The organism is Capnocytophaga genosp. AHN8471 (assembly GCF_016806945.1).
Taxonomy (GTDB): Bacteria; Bacteroidota; Bacteroidia; order Flavobacteriales; family Flavobacteriaceae; genus Capnocytophaga; species Capnocytophaga periodontitidis.
On the sequence record NZ_JAESPJ010000025.1, the window covers coordinates 66094 to 85919 of the forward strand.

At 36.2% G+C, this 19826-nt stretch carries 21 protein-coding genes; 7 read left to right on the plus strand and 14 right to left on the minus strand.

Annotated features, from left to right (window positions below; all coding sequences use genetic code 11):
* Window positions 1-200 precede the first annotated feature (200 nt).
* The 10 genes from JMN12_RS10485 to JMN12_RS15495 all read right to left on the minus strand — a co-directional run bounded on the left by JMN12_RS10485 (window position 201) and on the right by JMN12_RS15495 (window position 12676).
* The gene (locus JMN12_RS10485; protein ID WP_203139075.1) at window positions 201-5744 is read right to left on the minus strand and encodes a helicase-related protein; all 5544 of its coding nucleotides are present in this window, start codon (window positions 5742-5744) and stop codon (window positions 201-203) included.
* Window positions 5731-5949 carry a DUF1896 family protein gene (locus JMN12_RS10490; RefSeq protein WP_238423886.1) on the minus strand — a complete coding sequence of 73 codons (219 nt, stop codon included), beginning with the start codon at window positions 5947-5949 and terminating at the stop codon, window positions 5731-5733. The genes JMN12_RS10485 and JMN12_RS10490 overlap by 14 nt, the downstream gene beginning before the upstream one ends.
* A 247-nt stretch (window positions 5950-6196) precedes the next feature.
* Complete coding sequence (locus JMN12_RS10500) at window positions 6197-6913, minus strand: hypothetical protein (protein ID WP_203139076.1); 717 nt, start codon at window positions 6911-6913, stop codon at window positions 6197-6199.
* Window positions 6876-7943, minus strand: a complete 1068-nt coding sequence (locus tag JMN12_RS10505) for a hypothetical protein (protein WP_203139077.1) — start codon at window positions 7941-7943, stop codon at window positions 6876-6878. Before JMN12_RS10505 ends, JMN12_RS10500 begins: the two co-directional genes overlap by 38 nt.
* A gap of 5 nt (window positions 7944-7948) precedes the next feature.
* Entirely contained in the window at window positions 7949-8638 is a 690-nt protein-coding gene (locus JMN12_RS10510) for a hypothetical protein (protein ID WP_203139078.1), read from the minus strand.
* Window positions 8639-8773: 135 nt separating this feature from the next.
* On the minus strand, window positions 8774-9337 hold the full coding sequence (locus JMN12_RS10515) for a hypothetical protein (protein WP_203139079.1): 564 nt from the start codon (window positions 9335-9337) through the stop codon (window positions 8774-8776).
* 324 nt (window positions 9338-9661) lie between these two features.
* Window positions 9662-11137, minus strand: coding sequence for a toprim domain-containing protein (locus JMN12_RS10520; RefSeq protein ID WP_238423887.1), 1476 nt, complete (start codon window positions 11135-11137; stop codon window positions 9662-9664).
* The gene (locus JMN12_RS10525) at window positions 11109-11519 is read right to left on the minus strand and encodes a helix-turn-helix domain-containing protein (protein ID WP_088594471.1); all 411 of its coding nucleotides are present in this window, start codon (window positions 11517-11519) and stop codon (window positions 11109-11111) included. Before JMN12_RS10525 ends, JMN12_RS10520 begins: the two co-directional genes overlap by 29 nt.
* A 331-nt stretch (window positions 11520-11850) precedes the next feature.
* Window positions 11851-12126, minus strand: coding sequence for an RteC domain-containing protein (locus JMN12_RS15490; RefSeq protein ID WP_009413673.1), 276 nt, complete (start codon window positions 12124-12126; stop codon window positions 11851-11853).
* A 10-nt stretch (window positions 12127-12136) separates the two neighbouring features.
* Window positions 12137-12676 carry an RteC domain-containing protein gene (locus JMN12_RS15495; RefSeq protein WP_203139080.1) on the minus strand — a complete coding sequence of 180 codons (540 nt, stop codon included), beginning with the start codon at window positions 12674-12676 and terminating at the stop codon, window positions 12137-12139.
* 368 nt (window positions 12677-13044) lie between these two features.
* On the opposite strand from JMN12_RS15495, the gene JMN12_RS10540 reads away from it, so the two are divergent.
* Both JMN12_RS10540 and JMN12_RS10545 read left to right on the plus strand, forming a co-directional pair.
* Window positions 13045-13482, plus strand: coding sequence for a hypothetical protein (locus JMN12_RS10540; protein WP_203082360.1), 438 nt, complete (start codon window positions 13045-13047; stop codon window positions 13480-13482).
* 32 nt (window positions 13483-13514) lie between these two features.
* On the plus strand, window positions 13515-14480 hold the full coding sequence (locus tag JMN12_RS10545) for a beta-ketoacyl synthase chain length factor (RefSeq protein ID WP_203139081.1): 966 nt from the start codon (window positions 13515-13517) through the stop codon (window positions 14478-14480).
* Window positions 14481-14539: 59 nt separating this feature from the next.
* On the opposite strand, the gene JMN12_RS10550 is transcribed toward JMN12_RS10545, so the two are convergent.
* The 3 genes from JMN12_RS10550 to JMN12_RS10560 form a co-directional block, all read right to left on the minus strand.
* Entirely contained in the window at window positions 14540-15550 is a 1011-nt protein-coding gene (locus tag JMN12_RS10550) for a leucine-rich repeat domain-containing protein (RefSeq protein ID WP_203084881.1), read from the minus strand.
* A gap of 301 nt (window positions 15551-15851) precedes the next feature.
* Window positions 15852-16067 carry a hypothetical protein gene (locus tag JMN12_RS10555; RefSeq protein WP_203139082.1) on the minus strand — a complete coding sequence of 72 codons (216 nt, stop codon included), beginning with the start codon at window positions 16065-16067 and terminating at the stop codon, window positions 15852-15854.
* 17 nt (window positions 16068-16084) lie between these two features.
* On the minus strand, window positions 16085-16273 hold the full coding sequence (locus JMN12_RS10560) for a hypothetical protein (RefSeq protein WP_203139083.1): 189 nt from the start codon (window positions 16271-16273) through the stop codon (window positions 16085-16087).
* A gap of 262 nt (window positions 16274-16535) precedes the next feature.
* Here JMN12_RS10560 and JMN12_RS10565 point away from each other — a divergent pair, with 262 nt between their 5' ends.
* From JMN12_RS10565 to JMN12_RS10585, 5 genes are all read left to right on the plus strand, one after another.
* Window positions 16536-17267 (plus strand): polysaccharide deacetylase family protein, encoded by a 732-nt coding sequence (locus JMN12_RS10565; protein WP_203084883.1) that lies wholly within the window; start codon window positions 16536-16538, stop codon window positions 17265-17267.
* Complete coding sequence (locus tag JMN12_RS10570; RefSeq protein WP_088593987.1) at window positions 17264-17878, plus strand: outer membrane lipoprotein carrier protein LolA; 615 nt, start codon at window positions 17264-17266, stop codon at window positions 17876-17878. The genes JMN12_RS10565 and JMN12_RS10570 overlap by 4 nt, the downstream gene beginning before the upstream one ends.
* The gene (locus JMN12_RS10575; RefSeq protein WP_203139084.1) at window positions 17856-18458 is read left to right on the plus strand and encodes a hypothetical protein; all 603 of its coding nucleotides are present in this window, start codon (window positions 17856-17858) and stop codon (window positions 18456-18458) included. Before JMN12_RS10570 ends, JMN12_RS10575 begins: the two co-directional genes overlap by 23 nt.
* 16 nt (window positions 18459-18474) lie before the next feature.
* Window positions 18475-18843: a 3-hydroxyacyl-ACP dehydratase gene (locus JMN12_RS10580; protein WP_088593989.1), complete on the plus strand. Its 369-nt coding sequence runs from the start codon at window positions 18475-18477 to the stop codon at window positions 18841-18843.
* A gap of 140 nt (window positions 18844-18983) precedes the next feature.
* Window positions 18984-19592 (plus strand): hypothetical protein, encoded by a 609-nt coding sequence (locus JMN12_RS10585; RefSeq protein ID WP_203139086.1) that lies wholly within the window; start codon window positions 18984-18986, stop codon window positions 19590-19592.
* 7 nt (window positions 19593-19599) lie between these two features.
* Here the strand turns inward: JMN12_RS10585 and JMN12_RS15320 are convergent.
* The coding region (locus JMN12_RS15320) for a hypothetical protein (protein WP_238423888.1) at window positions 19600-19826 on the minus strand (227 nt) is incomplete at its 5' end.

Below are 19826 nucleotides of genomic sequence, written 5' to 3' on the forward strand. Positions count from 1 at the left end.
AAATAATAGTAATTTAGAGGCGCAAATTAGTGATTTTTGACGAAACAACCAACAAAATTCAAATATATTTTTGTTTTTATCTTATATGAAAATTATAAACACTTATTTATCAGCAGTATATAAAAATAAAGAAAACCAGCAAAACATCAGTTCTGCTGATTTTCAAAATGGAGATATACAGGTTCTTTAAGGAATAAATGCTACATTTTAAACCCTCGTGAGTTTCTGTTAAGAGTCTCTCTTACAAACTCCTTCGTGGGAGTTGGGACTTCTTGAGTTTCACTTTTTTGACTCTCTTGTGATAGCTCTTTATTGAGTTCTTCTGCCTCTTGTACCTCTTGTTTTTCTTGTTCTTCTTGTGCCTCTTGTGGAGTATCGGAGGAGAGCGAAAGTTGTATTTTCCTATCGAGGGCTGAGAGCTCAGTTTTAAGTTCGGAGAGCTGTGTTTCTTTACCCCATACTTTTCCGATAATTTCCTTTAGAAGAGGAATGTCCTTTTGGATAAGGGCAATCTCTTTTTCTTCCTTTTCCATCATTGCAGGGATTTTCTCAATGGCATTGACAAAATTCATTACTGCCAAGTTAGGGTCACTTGCCAATCGTCCGTTGTTATAGGTGTACTTGATACCACCTTCTCCTTGTACAAAAAAGCGGTTTTCTTTTAGGTCAAGTTCGTCTTTTTTGGAGACTTCAGTCTTTACCAATATCTGAAAACCATAGATACTTCCTATTTCTTGATATTCGCCTTTGGTACGAGCGTTTTGGGCATAATCTTGTAACTTCTGCGCTAACTGTTTTACACTGCTCTTTTCGTCTAAGCCTTCCAAACGCAAGGCATTGACTACCGAACCATCTTCTCTGCGTACGGCTTTATCTGAAAAGTTTTGCCAATCCGTCTGAAAACGATACAAGCGATCTTGTAGGGCTTTCAAATCGCTACAGAGGTTATCTAAACGGTTTTTAGAGGTGTATTTAGAGCGTAAGAACGTTTGCTTTTCACTCTCTAAAGCACCAATCTTCTTTTCTAACTTTGCTTTTTCAAGTAAATCGGTATTCCCTGAGAGGATAGCCACGTATTCAGAATAGTTCATTCCCGACTTTTCGTCCATAGCTCCCTCATCAATGGTTCGTTTGCCCAGCTTATTGTTTTTAAGCTGGTCGATAAAGAGTTGTTTATTAAATAGTAGATTGAACTTGTAAGAGTCCAAAGATTTTTCAACGGCATAGATAATCACATCCACCTTATTATCAGCAAAATATTTGGCCACTTCATTACCTTTGCGAATGGCACGTCCGTCCCTTTGTTGTAGGTCACTGGGTCGCCAAGGGGTATCTAAGTGATGTACAGCAACGGCTTTTTTCTGTGCATTAACCCCTGTGCCAAGCATATCGGTAGATCCAAAGAGTACCCGTATCTTTCCTTCGTTGGTGTCGCTGATGAGTTGTTTGCGCATTTTATCGTTTTTAGCCTCTTGGATAAAACGGATTTCGTGAGCAGGAATGCCGTAGTCTTCTACCAATTTGCGTTTGATTTCAGTGTAAGGATTCCATTCGTTGGGCTTGTAAGTACCCAAATCAGAAAAGACAAACTGAGTCCCTTTCTGTGCTTTGTATTTTTGGTAATATTCATTGATTTTCATCGCACAATGAGAGGCTTTGTTATCAGGATGATCTTCATACTTATCAGAGATCATTCGCATATCTAAGGACATTTTACGGGCATAATCAGTTGCAATAAGCATTTTGGCTTTTTCCTCGGATTCGGATAGTGGTGCACGTCCCAAGAGGGTTGCATTACCCGTTTTGGCAAACTCCATTAGTTTTTGAATAAATACCTCTTGATCGGGTGTAGGGGGTATATTGTGTAAAATTTCGTTCTTTTCGGGTCTGTCTATCCCAACATCCTTTGCGGTTCTATAATCGGTTATTTCGGCGTAAAACTGTGCTAATTCGGGTACTTTGATAAAGTAGCGGAAGCGTTCTTTCTGCACAATGTTATTAGCCACTGAAAATTCGTAATCGGTGGTCTTGCGGGCATAGATTGCTGCCCAAGCATCGAAACAGTGAATTTGTTGCTTTTCTAAGGCTTGAGGACGCAGGTACTTAAAGAGCAAATAAAGCTCAGTAAGTGAATTGGAAATAGTAGTCCCCGATAGAAAAGTAGCCCCCATATCCTTGCCAGTGCGCTCTTGAATGGTACGCAAGGCAAAAAGCAGATTCAGTGCTTTTTGACTGCCTTGAGAATTGCCCAATCCCGCCACTCTATCGTGCCTTGTATTGAACATTAAGTTCTTGAACTTATGGCTTTCATCTACTAGCAGATGGTCAATGCCCATCATCTTAAAATCCACTGTATCATCGGTGCGCTCATTGATGTCGTGTTCTAAGGTTTTGAGCTTTACCTCTAGGTTTTCTTTACGCTTATACATTCCTTTAATCATCGCACGAGAGACTTCACTGCCTTGTTTTTCCAACTGCCAAAGACTCTCTTCAACATCTTGGAGTTCTTCTTGCAAAATGCTCTGTTGCACCTCGGGGGATTGCGGTATCATCTTAAACTGGTCGTGGGTGAGAATCACGCAATCCCAATCATTGTTTTTGATGTCTCCAAAGATACGCAAACGCTTTTGAGGGGTAAAATCCTCCTTGCCAGGGTAAAGGATTTTAGCAAAAGGATAGGCACGGCGATAGGTCTCGGCTATTTCGTGTACATTGGCTTTAAGCCCTATAATCATCGGCTTGTGTGCCAATCCTAAACGCTTCATCTCTTGAGCGGCACAGCACATAATAAGGGTTTTACCAGCTCCTACCTCGTGGTCGCAAATCGCCCCATTGTTGAGCTTTATCATCCAAATAGCATCTTTCTGACTATCATACAAATCCTCTATCCCTAAACTCTCTCTATCAAGTCCAGGGAAGGACTGAAAAGAACCATCGTACTGCGGACGTACAAAACAGTTAAAAGACTGATTGTACTGCTCAGCTAAGCGGTCTTTAAACTCCTGACTCTGTTCTAAAAGCCACAGAGGGAAAGCATTGCGTATTTCATCAATCTTGCTGTTTGCCAGTTGGATTGCCTCCATATCGCGCACCTTGACTTCCTTGTCATCTATCTTGATTTTCTTGGTAATATCAGGGGTAGTATTTACTAAGGCGTGTTTGAAGAGGGCAATACCATCGTAGGTTCTGCTCTCACTTTTTACAGCGTATTTCTCCCAGATATGCAAGTTTTTTTGTCGGCATTCTACTGAAAACTCATCGGTTTGAGCACTGTATTGCACACCTACCTTGGTATCGAAAAGCGAAGAGGCAAAATCACTATAGATTTGTGGGGAGATCCAACGCTCTCCCAAGTTAAAATCCAACTCTTCAAAAGGAATAGGGGTAGGAATTACCTGCCTGAGTCCCTCTAAAGCGTGCTCAATTTCTGATTGTTTAGGATGTTCAGAGTGAGTATTTTTATATGCTTCTACGGCTTTGATTTTAGTAAAGACATCCCCTGCTTGCCACTTTTGAGTAATTTGGTATTCGTCTTCTATAGGATTGTAAAAGAGTTTGCCCTGTAACTGCGCTTTGACTTCTTCCTCATTGGTGTTAGAAAGCTCAGCTATGTAGGGAATATCCACCCGCCCCAATTCACTTAAGGAAGTGAGTAGCGCCTCTTCAGTAGAAATGTTTTCATTCTTCCTCAGAGAGAATACCACAGGCTTGTGAAAGATATCTGCCTTTTGATAAACACCGTTTTTGATACGCTCTAAGTAAGGGATTTCAGCGCCTGAGGCATCGGTTTTTATTAGCTTGATATTATCAGCACTATTTAGCCGACCATAGTTCTTGACAAAAGTATCGTAAAGAGCGTTAAGATTTTCTCTTTCCGTAGGATAAGGGGTATAGGTGGTAGCCTCTTTATGGTACAGATCAGCATAAGCATCACGCAGAGCGATATAGGCAATGGCTTTTTGTCTTTCCAAAGAAGAAAGCGCAAGAGGCACAAAGGTAGCAGCTGTTTTGTTCTTATTGAGATCTTGCAAAAAGCCCACCGTATCGGCTTGTACTACCAAAGTATCTTCTCTGAAATGAGGCAAATATTCTCCCTCAAAGGGTACAGGTTCTTTTAGTAATGATACCGCAGGAGGCGTGTAATACAAAGCAGGAGAAGCTTTTGAAAGCACCTCTGTTTCATTTCCTTGATTGACAGGATAAGTAAAAGAAAACAAGTCCAACTTTTGAGCATTCCCTAATTGAGAGGTAGTTGTTTTCTTCTTTGTTTTCTTTTTAGCCCCAGTGGGTATAGTAGGGACTGTTTTAGCTGAAATGTTGGGAGGACTTGCTAAAGTAGCGGTGGTTTCCTGCTCTGATAGGAAATCAAAGAGACTTAGCTGAACGACTTTGGGTTCAACTTTTTGATTCTTAAGTTCTTTTGACTCTTTAGAGGTGAGATTAGTATTGGAAATAGCAAAGGAAGGCTCGTTGATTTTGCTTTCAATTTCAATAAATTCTTGCCGTTCAACCTTTTTTACCTCAATTTCCTTTACCTCAATTTTTTGTGAATTAACCTCTTGTAGCTTAATTTGTGTTGTTTGGCTTTGTTGTGCTGTTTCAGGCGATAGATAATGTTTTTTAAAATCGCTTAGGATTCTTTCTTTTACCTCCTTGGCAATACCTTCTACTCTTTCACTATGGGTATAGACCATCGCAGGCTGTCCGTATAGGTTGGTGCCTGCAAGAGCATCCGTACAAATAACGTTTTCTCTTTGTGAAAGATACTCGTTTTGTAGCATCCCCTGTGGCAGCCTTGCTGTATTGCAAAACTGCTCTTCTATAGGGTTTAAAGCACCTCTTTGACTGTCTTTTTGAAGGATGATAAGATCGCTTCCTGCTTCGGTACCTGCATAATCGGTAAAGAGGTTGTTAGGCAGGCGCACGGCAGAGACAAGGCGCGCATTGGAGAGCATCGCTTGGCGAATAATCTCATTTTGAGGGCTATCGGCTACCCCTTGGGAGGTGATATAGGCAAGGATTCCTCCTTCCTTTACCATATCTAAGCCCTTTAAGAAAAAGTAGTTGTGTACCCTACGGGAGGCTTGTACCTTAGCAGGATCGCTACTACGAGAGTAACTCAAATCAAAGATAGCGGTATCGGAAAAAGGGATGTTGCTGGTTACCAAATCAAACTGGTTTCTTTTCAGTGGGCTGATTTGTTCGAAGCCATCGATATGTACTTGCTCCTCGGGGTAAAGATGAGAGAGCACTTTGCCTGTGAGCAAGTCCTTTTCAAAAGCAGTAACCACAAGAGAAGGATGCTCTTCTTTAAAAGCACGGATAAAATTGCCTCCTCCTGCCGAGGGTTCTAACATTGTTTGCAGAGGTACGCCTGTTTCCTTTATTGCTGAAGCGATAGCCGAGGTAAGACGCATTGGGGTATAAAAAGCCGTTAGTACAGAATTTCTAAGGCTTTGTACATAGTTTTGGTATTGCCTTTCATCAGTGGAATGTTCTCTAATAAGGGCATACAGACTCCTTACATCTTGCCAAAAGACTTGGTCAGCTTTTGCCCAGTACTTTAAATCAGCTTCAGACTGGTGGGGATTGAGGATAAACTTCAATCCCCCGAAGCCTGAATAGTGTTGTAAGAGTTCTCGCTCTTCTTGGCTTAGAAGCGTGCGCTTTTGCTTCTCTAAATCGAAAGCCAACGCCAATGCACGAGCATTACGATTAAAGCTCAGTCGTTTAAGATATGCCATTTTCTTCTATCCATAGTTCGATGGCACCCGTAAGTTCTGTATAGAGGGATTGATAGGCAGCAGAGTGCTGAAAATCCTCATCAATTTCATTCTCGTACTTTTTAAAGTAAGGAACCAGTTCTGGGAAGATTTTTAGGGCAAAGGGGCGCAAATCCTCATCGGCTAATTGAGTGTCGAACTCCTGAGAAACGACCTCAAAAACCATATCAAAGGGAGAGAAGAAAAAGTGTTATTTGAAAAGTGAGTAGTGGTAGTAACTTCTCACTATAAAATCCTTAGAGTATAAGGACAAAGTGGTTCCCGTCTCCATAGCTACCTACGACATTAATGGACAACAAGGGACTATATCTGCTTGCCTCCGCTGGTGCCAATATCTTTGGAGAGATAGCCACTAGGATGAGCAAAAGCTATGGTATTAACTTTACATTAACATTTTTGGAAAGGTGAATATTTTAATTATTATCGCAATTTAAGCAATTATCATACATCGTTTCTTCAGTATCATAATACTTAGCAGGAACACATGAAAGAGAATCTATACAATAACTAAGTTTTTTTATGTCATCTATTTTTAATTCTTCTGTCGAAAAAACATACCACTCTCCCTCTTTATATGCAAGATTTATACTTTTACAGTTAATATTTTCAGGTGAGACTTGAGTAATTCTCAGATATCGGAAGTCTTCAAAACTACATTTTTCTGATTCATTATTAAGTAATTCATTTGATTCTCCTTGTCGTAATATAACAATAGAGTTTAGATTAGTTTTAAAAGAAATTATTTTTTTGTAAAAGCTATTCTCATAAAGGAAAACTTTATATAAATATTCAGGTAAGTAATTCGGAATTTCTCCTTTTATTTTTCTAAGTTTTTCACTATAAGTAAAAGCTTTATTCCAATTATCTTTATTCCCTTTTCCTCCAAAAATAGAATCTTTTACAATGATCTCTCGAGTGAGTAATAATTTTTCCTTTGTGTTTAGCTTTTCATCTTTTATATCTAATTGATAAAAAACAGAGTCTTGGTCAAAATCTACTACTGAGATAGATTCATAACTATTTTTCTGTCCTTGTGAATTACAACCAGAAATAAAGAGAATAATAGTAGATAATATGGAAAAATATAAAATCTTATTTTTTCTTATTTTTATCACATTTCTTTTTATCATAATTCATCGCATTTTTAAAAAGTTTTGTATATTTTTCTCTTTCATTTAAATGACTAAGTCCAGCATTAATCTTTGCCGTAACATTTCTAACATTATCAGTATCAGCAATAGGGTTTATACTTCCTTTTACAATCGCTATAACACCACTTTTCCCCTGTCCATCAGCCCAATACCAACCTGCAGAATCTACAGCATAATTCCAGTTTGTTGCTACCTCAGAAGCAAACTTTTTGAGAGTTTGGTCTAATTTTTTATCTTTAATTATTTTTAGGATATTTTCTTTATTATTAAAAACTCCATTTTTTCCAGCTTCTACAATATTATAATTATTAATATAGTTATAATACTTAAAATAAGCTATATCATTAGTTAGATGAAGTAATCCTCTTCCTCTATAAACACTAGTCCCTGAATACTTTTGTTGTGTATCAGGTTCACATATTTTTAAGAAGTACCCTGTTTCTACATAACTTTGTGCTAAGAAATGTATTTTTCTAATACAAGTGTTTATATCATACTTTTTAAAAGCTTTATTTAATTCATTAACAAATTTCTGGTAAACTGCATCACTATCTCCTTTTAAATTAAATGACTCATCTCCTAGTGTAAAGAGATCATATCCATTTTTAGTAAATGAATCTCTTTCCTCTCCATACTTATCTCTTTTCTTATGGGGGATTTCATTTTCTTTATATTTCATTTTTTCATATTTTGCTAAACTGAAATACTCAGTCCCCATTTGCACAACTAAGATATTATTTTTATCTTTTAATATTGGATTATGAAATTTTCTATGCCGTGGATCTACCTCTTTTCCTTGAATTGTGTCAGTATATTGGCTTTCAATATGTTTATCATCATTCTTTCTTACATACTCTATTATTCTCTTTAAGTCATCTACTGTAAAATCTCTATTACAGAAACAAGTATCATTAGAAGAAACAACCTCAGGGAATTTAATTTGCAATGTATTTCCTATGCCACTACTAAAACGTACAGTAGCTAAATTTGTTTTTTGATTTTCTGCCATTTTGTTTAATTTTTAGGTTCAACTGTTTTTAATTTGATATGGGTGGTATCTCCTGTGATAGAAATATCTTTTAAAATATCATTCTCCACTATTTGTCCTTCATATTCATAATCTATTCGAGGATCATTTAAGTTTATGGTAAGTGTTTGGTTTGAAGCGTTTTCAGTTTCGACGCATAAATATATTTCCATTTCAGGTTCTAATTTATCTTGGCTTATACGTTTTCCATTTATATCCTTAAAATAATATCCCATAATTTCAGGTTTTTTTGATACTTTCTTTTGTCTTTCTATTTCACCAAAGTGATGCACCCCGAAACGTATATCTGTATAGTATATTTCGTTGGTAATAAGGGTAAGAGCATGGATCTTAAGTCGGTTTATAGTTCCTAATTGATGGTCGAACTCACTATCAAACTCAATTCCTGTAGAATAGTAGATTTCGTGTTGTTCTACTATACGATTCCAAACTGCATCGTATAACACTATTTTTACTCGTTGTGGCTCTTCACTTTTGTTAAGCACCCAACGATAGAAGAATTCGTCTCCTTTTTCAGGATAAAAGGATATATTAAATATCATTTCTTTTAAAAAAGCAGGACGATCATTATTTCCTATGCGCTTATTTGCTTGGAAATTATAACTCAAAAGGGTTCTTTCTCCTCCATCAAAGTATAACTTAGCTTTTACTGACATAGATTATGTTTTTAAAAATTACTCGACAAAGGTATTATATTATTTTGAAATATCAAAATAATTTTAGAAAAAAAAATATTATAAATAAGAAAAAAAGCTATCTAAAAAGATGATTTTAGATAGCTTTTTATTATATTACAATACTATTTCTTTTTTAGTAGTGTTATTGGGTCGATCGGTAGCGGAGATAATAATTTTAGTACCTTGTAGCGTGGCGTTTAATGAAGTGGTAGCATATTGCCATTTACCATTTGATAGGGTTGCCTCTCCTTCCTCAAGGGTACTTTTGTCTTTTGCAACAATTTTCACACTTAATTTAATCACTTTGGTATTGTTATCTAGTTCAATAATTATTTTTTGATTTGTAACATCACCTGTATATCCTGAATAGTCTATATTGTTAATTATGGGTGAGGTTAGATAGTCAGCAACAGCTACATTATAAGCACTTACATTTTGCTTTTTCTTTGCTTCTGCTTCATAGTATTCTTTTAGAGTAGTGTCTAAAAGAGCACTTTTAGCATAGTTAATTGCCAATTTAAAGCGTTGGGTTTGTCCTTTTTGCTTTTCTGATAAAGGAGCTGTTTTGTTTGGTGTTTTTGATACAATGGTTTTACCATTTCTATGTCGGTATACAAAAATATTTCCTATTTTTCCTGTCATACCTTCCATAGCGAAATTGTTTTTAATTCTTGCCATTTTTTAGTATATAATTTAAAATTAGTTCATTATTTATCATTCTTCATTTTTTCTACTATTAGGGTGGTTATTTAATTTTATGCAAAGGTACATATTATTCTTAATACAGCAAAATTTTTATGATGTTTTTTATGTACTTATAAATAAATTTAAATTGCATTATATTCAATGTTTTTATTTATTTTAACAATTAAATTGAAATTTAATTTTCAAATTATGTTGCCGTCTCTTTGCCGTTTCTTTTCCGTTTCTTTTCCGTCTGAATACTATTTGAATGATATGTAATAAAATTATGGAAATGCTGAAAATAATGTAATGTGAATTTTAAAACACTCCTGCACATTGGTAGTAAAAACTCTCCAAGCCCTCACGAATGACCTTTAATCGCTCTCTGCGAGGGAGTTGGGCGAGGCAAAAGGCGTGTAGCAAATCAGGAAGAGAGGTTAGTTTAGCTCTTTTAAGCAGTTTGCTAATGTTTTGATAGAGCTGGTCTTGAGACTGTTCTGTATCGAAAAATAGCACCACTTTATCTTTGTGGCAAGGTAGTAGCGTTGTGCCCAATGTGTCAATAGGAAGGTTCTTACTGTTAAGACAACCTGCAATGAGGGCACTTACATAATGACTTTTGCCTGTACCTTCGCCTCCTGTAATGCCCAATAAACTACTCTGTACTCCTACAGGAGTTTTGCCAATGGCAATGATGGTCTCTTGCTTTTGGGGAGGTTTATCCCATTGGATTTCGCAGTTTTTAAGTAGCGATAGGCTTTCTTCATAGTGTTTGCTAAGGGTCTGATAAAAGAGTTGCAATAGGTCTCTACCCGTTTTACCTTGCGCAAAATAATCGGATATATCTTTATCCTTTTTAGTACCTGAAAGAGGTAAAACCAAACGAAATACTTCTAAAGGTGCTAATTGGGCTTGTTGCTCTAAAGAGGCTCTTTTACCTGTTTCGTCGCTATCAAACAAAAGGACTAAATGTCGGAATCGCATTTTTAGCTTTTGGAGTTTTTGTAAAGGAATGTGGGCTGTTTCACTATTAAAACAGATAGCAGAAAAGCCTCTACTGGCTAAGCTCATTACATCTTTTTCACCTGCAGTGATAAAAAGAATGTCGCCTTGTAGTGGTAGCTGTGACTCACCAAAGCAGTAATCTTGAGGGCTTCCTCCGTAGAGAAAACGCAGTTTAGAAAAGGGACGATAGACCTTTAAATGCTTTTTAAAAAGGTAAGCAAACATCCACTCATTATAGGTGGAGGTGATAGTGTAAGGTTTGCCGTCTTTGTTGGTACTTGAATAGCTTTGCAAAGAGATCACGTTGTATTTGCTCAGGATTTCTTGAGTGATGCCATATTTTAGCCAATAGGCTAACTCTTCTTGGGTAAAAGGTTTTTGGGTAAATTGATAAGAGATAGATTTTTTGGTTTCTGGGGTAGTACTTTCTATGGTGATAGTGGGAGGTATTTGAGGTTTTTGTGTAATTATAGAGGTGGATTGCTCTAACCCCAGATGTAAATCTCGATTGATAATCTTTAGGATTTCGATAAAATCAGAGGCATTTCGGCAGTCCAATTGATAGAGGTAACCTACTAAGAAAAAACAGTCACCCCTGAAAGTATCATTGCCAAAGTCTTTCATCTTATAAATCCCCTGTCTGTACTTATAGATATTGCAGGAAGCATTTTTATCGTCATAAAAAGGGTTTTTAAAGTTTTTACCTACCCACCAGTTGCCTTGTAGATAGTGCTGGAAGACCTGTAGTCCTCCTTCGGTTCTACTTAAAATATCTTGCTTTTTCAACATAACCTTTGGCTTTTTGAGTGAGGGATTGCAGGTAGCTTTCAGTGTTTTCTACCGATTGACTGATAAGGAGTTTGCGAATGCTTCCCAAGGTATAGAAATACTGTCCATAGATTTTGGAGTAGGTGATTTCATTGCGTTTGCGCATTCGCCATAGGGTTTTCTCACTTAGGTGGAGATATTGACAGATTTCTTTTTGGTTAAGCCACAAACTATCCCACTCAATAGGCTCTTGCTTGAGTTGGTTTTCAATGCTTTGGAGTTGCTCCATAAGGGCTTTCCAAGCAGATTCTTCAATGGTGATTAAATTCATTGCGTATAAGGTTAAATTCTCGGCGGCAAAGTTCTGACAAATACCAAACATAAACTGCCAAGTACTACCCATTGAAATGTGCATTTTAACGTAGTTGAAGTGATTTTTATTTATTACGTTGATTGTAAAGAGATTAATAGTTGTTTTGGAAGATATTAGAGATGTTTATAGGAAGAAATATCTAAAAAATGCCAATGGGTTATAATAGGCTTTTTTGAGAAATGGAGGTAAAAGTGTGTTTAGGGAGTTTCTATAGAAGAGTTAAATTGAAAATAATAAATATAATTGAAAATAATGAATATAATATTTGAATAAATCCTTCTCCCTAAAAAAGGGAAACTGTCTATTTCCCTAAAAAACTGATTAAACAATGTTTAAACGTTTTTATTTGAAGTTAGCAAAACTACTTTTGGTCGGAGTTGTTTATATGATCTAGTAAAGCCACTTTTAAAGCATCGAGGAAAGGTGTAAGGTTTTTTGAGCGTCCTTTCATACGATGAAAAGTGTGATACAGATCTCCCAATTCTACCTTGAAGAGCTTTTCAAATACCGCAGTTAGCTTCTTGATAGAAACTTTTCCTGATGAAATGCGATTGGTAGCATACAAACCATAGATTAGCTCTATGAGCTCGGTCTTTTGCCCTGTCCATTCTAAGAGATTTAGAATTTCTAAAGGCATATCTTCTTCTTCACGAGTACGAAAAAAAAAGATAATCGGAGAGTTCCTTGGCAGCCCCTATCTTAGCAACTTCAAAGCTATGACAGGTAGAAAAGGCTCCATCAAAAGAAAACAAATACCCCTCATTGCTTTGAGGAAGGTAATCATAATTGCGAGTAAAATACTCTACATCACGATTGGTTCTTCCTAAAGCAATGTAACTGAAGAAATCGGTTGCTTCTAAAGTCTCTGATTCTTTAAACCATTGGGCTTCTTTGTCTTTTAGAAACTTTTTAGCAGCCTCAGTAGAGAGTAAAGTTGCTTTACTTTCTATCTGGTAGATCTCATTATAGAAAATGAGTCTGCTAACCATTTGAGGTTGTACCTCGCGGAAGAAATGTATCTCTTCAGCTTGGTCCGTAAAACCTCGTTGCTGTACCTCTTCCTTAGCCTCCTTTAAGAGGTCTTTTAGGAATTGTACCATTTCTAAAGATTCTTTAACCACGGCGGATCCTTCCAGCGTGATTTGGCGTTCTCTTACAGCCAACTGATTCAAAATTTGTTGAAACATAAATTAAATATTAAATTTATTGCGCTATATTACGAAAAAACAATGATATACGCAAACTTAAAAAAATCTTCATTTTTTAAACAATTGGTTTTTAGGAGATTTACAATTAGCTCCACGCAAACGTGCGCTGCTGCATAGGCTTCTACAGAAGCCTATGCAGCAGCGCACGTTTGCGGGTGCAAAGGTAAAATTTTTTGTTTATATTGTCAAGATGTTGTACCTTTGCACCCAGAAGTTACTGAGAAAATAGGTATAATCAAATGAAATAAGAACCATTACTAAATCGTTACCTACTCTTATTGTAATTCCTGTATCTTCTTTATTTTGAATAGATTATAAAAGTAGTTTCATTTTAGAAAAAAAATAATATGAGATATCTAATAATCGTATCCTTATTTCTTTTCTTTGCTTGCGTTCAAAAACAACAATCCAAGCAAACTCCTCAGGAGAGTGTTCTCTTTGAAGAAGAAGATAATATCAAATGCTATCAAGATGAAAAAGGAATATATAAGTTGCAATATTTAGGGCAATCCTATCCTATTCCATACTATTTTATAGTAGGAAAGGATACAATAGCTATTACTGATATGAACTTTGAAAAAGAAGCAAATACACTAAAACTTCATATATATCAAGGTAATGCAGGGCATTATCAGTATGATTTTAGCTTGGCAGAAAAACCTTTTTTAAAGAGTGTTTATGTGATTGAGGAAAACAATAAAAAAGCAGATAGTTTACTTATCAATAGAACACTTCCCATAGAACCTGAATTACAACAAAAGATAAATGTTTTTATCAATAAGTAGTTGTTAATTATTAATTGTAAATTGTTAATTGAATGAAGTCTTATATCAACGGAATAGCCTGTATCTCGGTTCAACCTACTTTCTTAACTTCTCATTTCCTCGATGAAGCCATAAAGGTTACTCCAGAGGAAGTGTGTTACGCTCAAGAACCTTCTTATAAAGAATATATTGCTCCTAATGCTAGTCGTCGTATGGCTAAAGGCGTAAAAATGGGTATAGCGACTGCTACCGAAGCCTTAAAAGAAGCGCATATCACTACCCCTGATGCTATTTTGGTGGGTACGGGTATGGGGTGCCTGCAAGATTCTGAAAAATTCCTTACAGCGCTTATCAACGACAACGAGGAGCACCTCACCCCCACGGCTTTTATACAATCTACTCATAATACTGTTGCGGGGCAGATAGCCCTTTTGTTACAGTGCAAAGGAGAAAACTTTACCTATGTAAATGGGGCTGTATCATTTGAATCAGCTTTGTTAGATGCCAAAATGCAAATGGAGCAAGACGCTATCAATACGGCTTTGGTAGGAGGTGTAGATGAACACAGCCCGCACACTTTGTATTTATATGATTTAGTAGGACTTGATCAAAAAGGGGAAGGAGCGAGTTTCTTTGCATTATCAGCAGAGGCTACCCCCAATACCTATGGAGAACTTGTAGATGTGGCTTTGTACAATGAACTCACCTCTGAGCAACAACAAACAGCCCTAAACAACTTTCTTTCTCGCCACCATCTTACCCTCTCTAATATAGACTTGATACTTACTGGTGAAGCAGAAAACCGTTCTTGGCAACGCCCTACCTTGCACTACAAAACCCTGAGTAGCGAGTATTACACAGCCTCAGCTTTCGGATTTTGGTTGGCTTGCCAAGTACTACAAAAGCAAACCCTTCCTGCCATTTGCGAGCTTACTCTCTCCTCCACCCCTATACAATATATTTTATTAGTAAATTCATATAGAGGCAAAGATTTTAGTTTTGTACTGTTGAAGAAATAAAAAAAGCAACACTTACAATAAGTAGGTGTTACAGTTTTTGTTTCTATTATTGATGAAAATTAAGGCATAGCTTTTAGTTTAGTACCTTTTACCACTTGTTGGTGAGTATTAGGGTCATATTCTGTTATATCAGTAATGTATTTCCATTGAGCATTATTCTTATAAGCGTTTAAACTACTTGCAGGAACATACACATTCTGTAAATTTATCTTTCCAAGATGAGGGTTGTTGTTATATTTTCCATTGTGAAGTATAGGAGGAGTAGTAGCTTCTATATAAATAGTTTTAACCTTTGTACCTTCAAAAATATTACGACCAAGTGAAGTGACATTTTTAGGTAAACGAATTTCTTCTAAACCACTATCTTCAAATGCTGAATGCCCTATAGTAGTTATTTTTTCAGTAAGTTTGATAGAAGACAAATCTTCGCAACCATAAAAAGCTTTATTCCCTATCTTAGTAACAGTAGCCAATTCAGGGATAGCCGTCATATCAATACTTGTAGAATTTTTATTTCTCCATTGCAAGAGTGTTGTGCCATCGTCACTTACTAAAAAATCAGTTTTTTGTGTAGCGCCACTGCTACTGCCTATCAAGCTAATTCCTGTGCCCCAACCACTTTCTGTTTTAGGTCCGTAAAGAAGTTTGTTTTGAGTGTCAATGTACCAATCACCTACTTTTCCTTGTGAAGTAGTAGGAGCTGTAATTCCAGATAGAATAGTTGCTCCATCTTTTCCGTTAGAACCGTTTGTTCCATTATTACCATTACTTCCGTTGCTACCATTAGAGCCATCTTTTCCATCTTTTCCCTTTTCACCTTGAGCTCCTTTTAGATCTATGGCATTTCCCCATCCTTCAGTTGTTTTAGGCCCGTAGAGTTCCATTGTAGTTTTGTTTAGATAATAGTCTCCTACACTTCCTAACGAAGTCGTTGGTACATCATTACCTGAAAGAATTTGACTACCTTTTTGAACTTCTACACGTTCAATTACTTTTTCGGTTTCTTTTCCGCAATTGCTAATAGTCAGTGCAACCAACACAGCTACTGCCATTAAAATTACTTTTCTCATTTGTTAAATAAAAAATTTAGTTTGTCATTCCTACTCTCTTACAGGCTTTTCGGTTTCCGCCTTTATCGTTCATATAAACGCATAAAAAAAACGTGAAACATTCCTTATTGCTCAACTTCAGAAGCCCGACCAAAGGCTTATACCAAAAGCAAAAGGAATGCCCACGCTTATAACGCAGGCATTTCCACTTCACTTTCCTTGGTATAAAAAATATGGTCGTATTTTCTGAAGTTAGGAAATTGTAAAGCGAAACGCTAATTTATGTCTTTATGTAATTGTTATTCTGTTTTCTTTCTACTACTTATGCCGTTTCAGCTACTCGTATAGTTTCTAATCGCTTAGAAATATCCTTAATAGTATTATGTGTTCTTTCCATATCCGATAAGAAAAAATTATATATGAATGAACGCTCTTCAGTAGTAGTATAAGTGTTTTTTAATTCTAATAACTTACTGTCAAACAAAGCACTGCCCGAAAATTGCATTAATGCTTGTAAATCTTTTTTGAGTGTTTCCATTTTAGATATTTTTTAGATTAGTATTCATTATTTTGTAACTCACTGCGTTTTTCTATCAATTTGTATAAGTCATCAAGCATAATGTTGATTTGGATTTCTATTTTCTCAGGAGCTTCGTCAAAAACTTTGGTAAATTTCAGATAATCAGACATCTTTTGTTTTAAACGTTGTATCTCATTATCTATTTCATCTAATTCATCTTTCATAATTTTAGAGTAATAGTTTAGGTAAGTGTTTTATGTTGTTAATAATGTTTTTAAATTCGCGACAAATGTACAACTTATTTTCAAACGAAGAAAATTTTACATCGAAAAAAGTAAAAATAAAATTCCCTTAATAAAAACTGAATTCCTACGCTTAGAGAAAAAAATAACTCAAATATTTGTAAGGAAGTAAAATGTATGTTACTTTTGCCGTACTAAAACAACTTTTATTGTAGAAAAACTAAAATATTCACTATTTAAACCATTGAATAAACACTTTTACACCTCTGTTATTTTTGTAATTGCCATAGGAACTTGCCCCCTATGGCAAGCCCCCCTATATGTCTATATTCTATTAGTAATTCTATTTTTAGGCATTATCTCTTGGGGGGTATTCGATATCCGCCTCTCTTATTTTGTTAAAACACAATACTTCTTAAAGGGGCGTCCAGCAAAAGCAGTAGTACTAACTTTTGATGATGGTCCCTCAGAACTCACACCACAATTCTTAGACCTTTTGCAGCAATATAATGCCAAAGCAGTCTTTTTTTGTGTAGGTGAACAAATACAAAAATATCCAGAGGTCGTCAAACGTATGCAAGCCGAAGGTCATTTAGTGGCAAACCATACTTTTACACATCAGCCTAAAAATATTCTGCACGCAAAAGCCCTTGCCAACGAAATTCTCCATACCGATGAAACGTTGGCGCATTTGGATATCGTTACTCCATATTTCCGACCTCCATACGGAATCACCTCACCACCCGTTGCTAGAGCAATTCGGGCAACAGCTAAAAAAGCCATAGGCTGGGATGTACGTTCATTAGATACCGTAATACACGATGAAGACAAGCTTTTTCATCGCATCGTGCGCAAACTTACCAACGGCAATATTATCCTGATGCACGACCGTCTGCCTCATACCCTCACCGTTTTGGAACGCTTATTGCAGTATCTCAAAGAAAATAACTATACAATTACAAACAATTTAGAATGAAAAAACTCTTAATATTCCTTATTTGTGTTGCACCTTTAACAATCAGTGCCCAAGCCCTTACTGAAGTCCAAATACGCGACTTCAAAACGCAAACTATTGCTAAAAACAAGGCAATCCAAACAATGCAAGCCGATTTTACTCAGAAAAAACACTTGGATTTTATGAGTAAGGATATTGAGACTTTTGGAAAAATGGCATTCGCTAAACCCGATAAACTGAATTGGCAATACACAAAGCCTTACCATTATCGCATTATTTTTCAGAAAGATAATATCACAGTGAACGATGCAGGTAATGTCTCACAGATGAAAGCTGATAATAAAGTCTTCAAAAAAATAAACAACTTGATAGTGAGTTCTATCAGTGGTGATATGTTCAACGAGAAAGAATTTGCTATGACCTTTGCTAAATCGGGCAAAAGTACATTGGTAAAACTATTGCCTAAGGATAAGATGCTTTTGAAATATGTGAGTGAAATACATCTCTATTTCGATGTCGATAGCATAGTAGAGCGCGTAAAACTTATTGAACCTTCTAAAGACTACACCGAAATCTTATTCAGCAATAAAAAACTAAATACAAAAATTGATGAAGCAAATTTTAAAATGTAGTCTGTTTGTTATATGGCTCGGCAGTTGTTCACCTTCTTATAACCTCCCTGCTGAATACCAATCAATGGCTACAACGCCAACAACGATAGCCAATCCCCACATAAGAGTAGGGGAGGAGTATCTCTATCGAGCTACTATTACTGCTTATGGTCACACTTTTAGCGGACTCTTAGCAGCTAAAATTACCGCAGACAATACGTGGCGAGTAGCCCTCACTACCGACTTTGGCAACACGCTTTTCGATTTTGAAAACCAAAACGGAAAGATAAAAACCAACTATATAACTCCTGATCTCAATAGAAAAATCATCATTCGTACCCTCAATACCGACTTTAATCACCTACTGAAAACCCATTGGCAGGTTACCCAAAAATACATAAATAACACTATAGTGGTGGAACAAAGCAAAGATGGGAATGATACAGTTTATCTGTTTACCTCAGAAGATACACTCCAAAAACAACTCAATATACAAGGTAAAAGGTTGTATACTACCTTTATATACAATCCTAACAACATAACCATAGAGCACCACACCCTTACCATTAAAATAGTTTTAGAACCCCTTGTTAATTCTTAATTGTCAATTGTTAAAGATGTTAAAAGATTTTTATACCCTCAATAGCTTAGAAAAACAAGATGCAGAAAATTACCTCTGTACCCTTACCCTCAATCCTCAACACCCTATTTTCGAAGGCCATTTTCCTAACAATCCTATCACTCCCGGGGTGTGTATGATGCAAATCATCAAAAACCTCACCGAGGAAATTACAGAACATAAACTCTTCTTAGCCAAAACAACTAATGTAAAGTTTATGGCACTTATCAACCCTATAACTCATCCTATGTTGCAACTTACGCTCGCTATTCAACATAAAGAGGCCGATATACAAGTGAAAAATACTACCTCTTTTGATGAAACAGTAGCATTAAAACTTACGAATTTATACAAAATACTATCTTAAGAAGTTCGTTTCTTTACTCATTGTGTAAAATGAAAAAAAATAGTTAAAAAAATTGCGCTATGTAAAATAAAATAACTACTTTTGCAATCATTTTAAAAAAAGCATTACAAATAAATAACACTAAAACAGCAATATTAATAGTGGAAAAGGAACGAAAAAAATTTACAGAGAAGAGTTACGAGAAGTTGAAAAATGCAATTCAAGAGATTGTGAATGAGGAGGATAAAAAAGATGTATACGCACTGTCTTTTTGCTACACCTGTGACGACGACGATTTGCGATTCCCTAAAATTACACTGAGCTATAACACCCTTTCAAATGTAAAAGAAGAAAGCTACAATGCTGCCTCTAAAGAAGAAGCCAAGTGGAATTTTGATTATTGGTTACAAACTGAAATGGAAACTATAGGAGGTAAAAAAGATAAACTGCTTAAACAGTGGTTTACCAAAACCCCTCACTTTTACACCGATGAAGAAAATGATCGTGCTATTGAAGAAGACGAGGATTTGTACGATAAACTCCTCAAAAAAGGAGATAGATTTTGCAAAGAATTTATAAAAGAAGTGATCGCCCTCGCCAAACAATTGTTAGATGAAGGTGAAATAGAGAAAATATTCGGTCGTAATATTCCTATTATTATTCATCAGCAAGATTTTGAAGAAACTCCAATTCTTTGGACTAAAAAAGCCAATCCCTCCAAACTCATTAAAGAGTTTTTAGAATACTGGGATGGTGATGACGAAGAATAAAAACAATCTACACTTTGCCAAAGATATGAATAATCCCAAAAGTTCGTCTCTTTGGCAAAAATTTATTATTATCTCCCCCCCAAAAAAAACTCATTATCACCCATTCCCCAATCACCAAATCCCACCGCCTCCCACCACTCCCATCACTCACATCCCCCGAAAAAACTCTCACCCCTCCCATTCCCTCCGAGTTTCTCCCAGTCCCTCCGAGTTTCTCTCCCACCCCTCCCATCC

Coding starts and splice junctions, on each gene's coding strand:
- JMN12_RS10485 (WP_203139075.1), bottom strand. CDS start 5,744: ATGGCATATCTTAAACGACTGAGCTTTAATCGTAATGCTCGTGCATTG.
- JMN12_RS10490 (WP_238423886.1), bottom strand. CDS start 5,949: ATGGTTTTTGAGGTCGTTTCTCAGGAGTTCGACACTCAATTAGCCGAT.
- JMN12_RS10500 (WP_203139076.1), bottom strand. CDS start 6,913: ATGATAAAAAGAAATGTGATAAAAATAAGAAAAAATAAGATTTTATAT.
- JMN12_RS10505 (WP_203139077.1), bottom strand. CDS start 7,943: ATGGCAGAAAATCAAAAAACAAATTTAGCTACTGTACGTTTTAGTAGT.
- JMN12_RS10510 (WP_203139078.1), bottom strand. CDS start 8,638: ATGTCAGTAAAAGCTAAGTTATACTTTGATGGAGGAGAAAGAACCCTT.
- JMN12_RS10515 (WP_203139079.1), bottom strand. CDS start 9,337: ATGGCAAGAATTAAAAACAATTTCGCTATGGAAGGTATGACAGGAAAA.
- JMN12_RS10520 (WP_238423887.1), bottom strand. CDS start 11,137: ATGTTGAAAAAGCAAGATATTTTAAGTAGAACCGAAGGAGGACTACAG.
- JMN12_RS10525 (WP_088594471.1), bottom strand. CDS start 11,519: ATGGGTAGTACTTGGCAGTTTATGTTTGGTATTTGTCAGAACTTTGCC.
- JMN12_RS15490 (WP_009413673.1), bottom strand. CDS start 12,126: ATGCCTTTAGAAATTCTAAATCTCTTAGAATGGACAGGGCAAAAGACC.
- JMN12_RS15495 (WP_203139080.1), bottom strand. CDS start 12,676: ATGTTTCAACAAATTTTGAATCAGTTGGCTGTAAGAGAACGCCAAATC.
- JMN12_RS10540 (WP_203082360.1), top strand. CDS start 13,045: ATGAGATATCTAATAATCGTATCCTTATTTCTTTTCTTTGCTTGCGTT.
- JMN12_RS10545 (WP_203139081.1), top strand. CDS start 13,515: ATGAAGTCTTATATCAACGGAATAGCCTGTATCTCGGTTCAACCTACT.
- JMN12_RS10550 (WP_203084881.1), bottom strand. CDS start 15,550: ATGAGAAAAGTAATTTTAATGGCAGTAGCTGTGTTGGTTGCACTGACT.
- JMN12_RS10555 (WP_203139082.1), bottom strand. CDS start 16,067: ATGGAAACACTCAAAAAAGATTTACAAGCATTAATGCAATTTTCGGGC.
- JMN12_RS10560 (WP_203139083.1), bottom strand. CDS start 16,273: ATGAAAGATGAATTAGATGAAATAGATAATGAGATACAACGTTTAAAA.
- JMN12_RS10570 (WP_088593987.1), top strand. CDS start 17,264: ATGAAAAAACTCTTAATATTCCTTATTTGTGTTGCACCTTTAACAATC.
- JMN12_RS10575 (WP_203139084.1), top strand. CDS start 17,856: ATGAAGCAAATTTTAAAATGTAGTCTGTTTGTTATATGGCTCGGCAGT.
- JMN12_RS10580 (WP_088593989.1), top strand. CDS start 18,475: ATGTTAAAAGATTTTTATACCCTCAATAGCTTAGAAAAACAAGATGCA.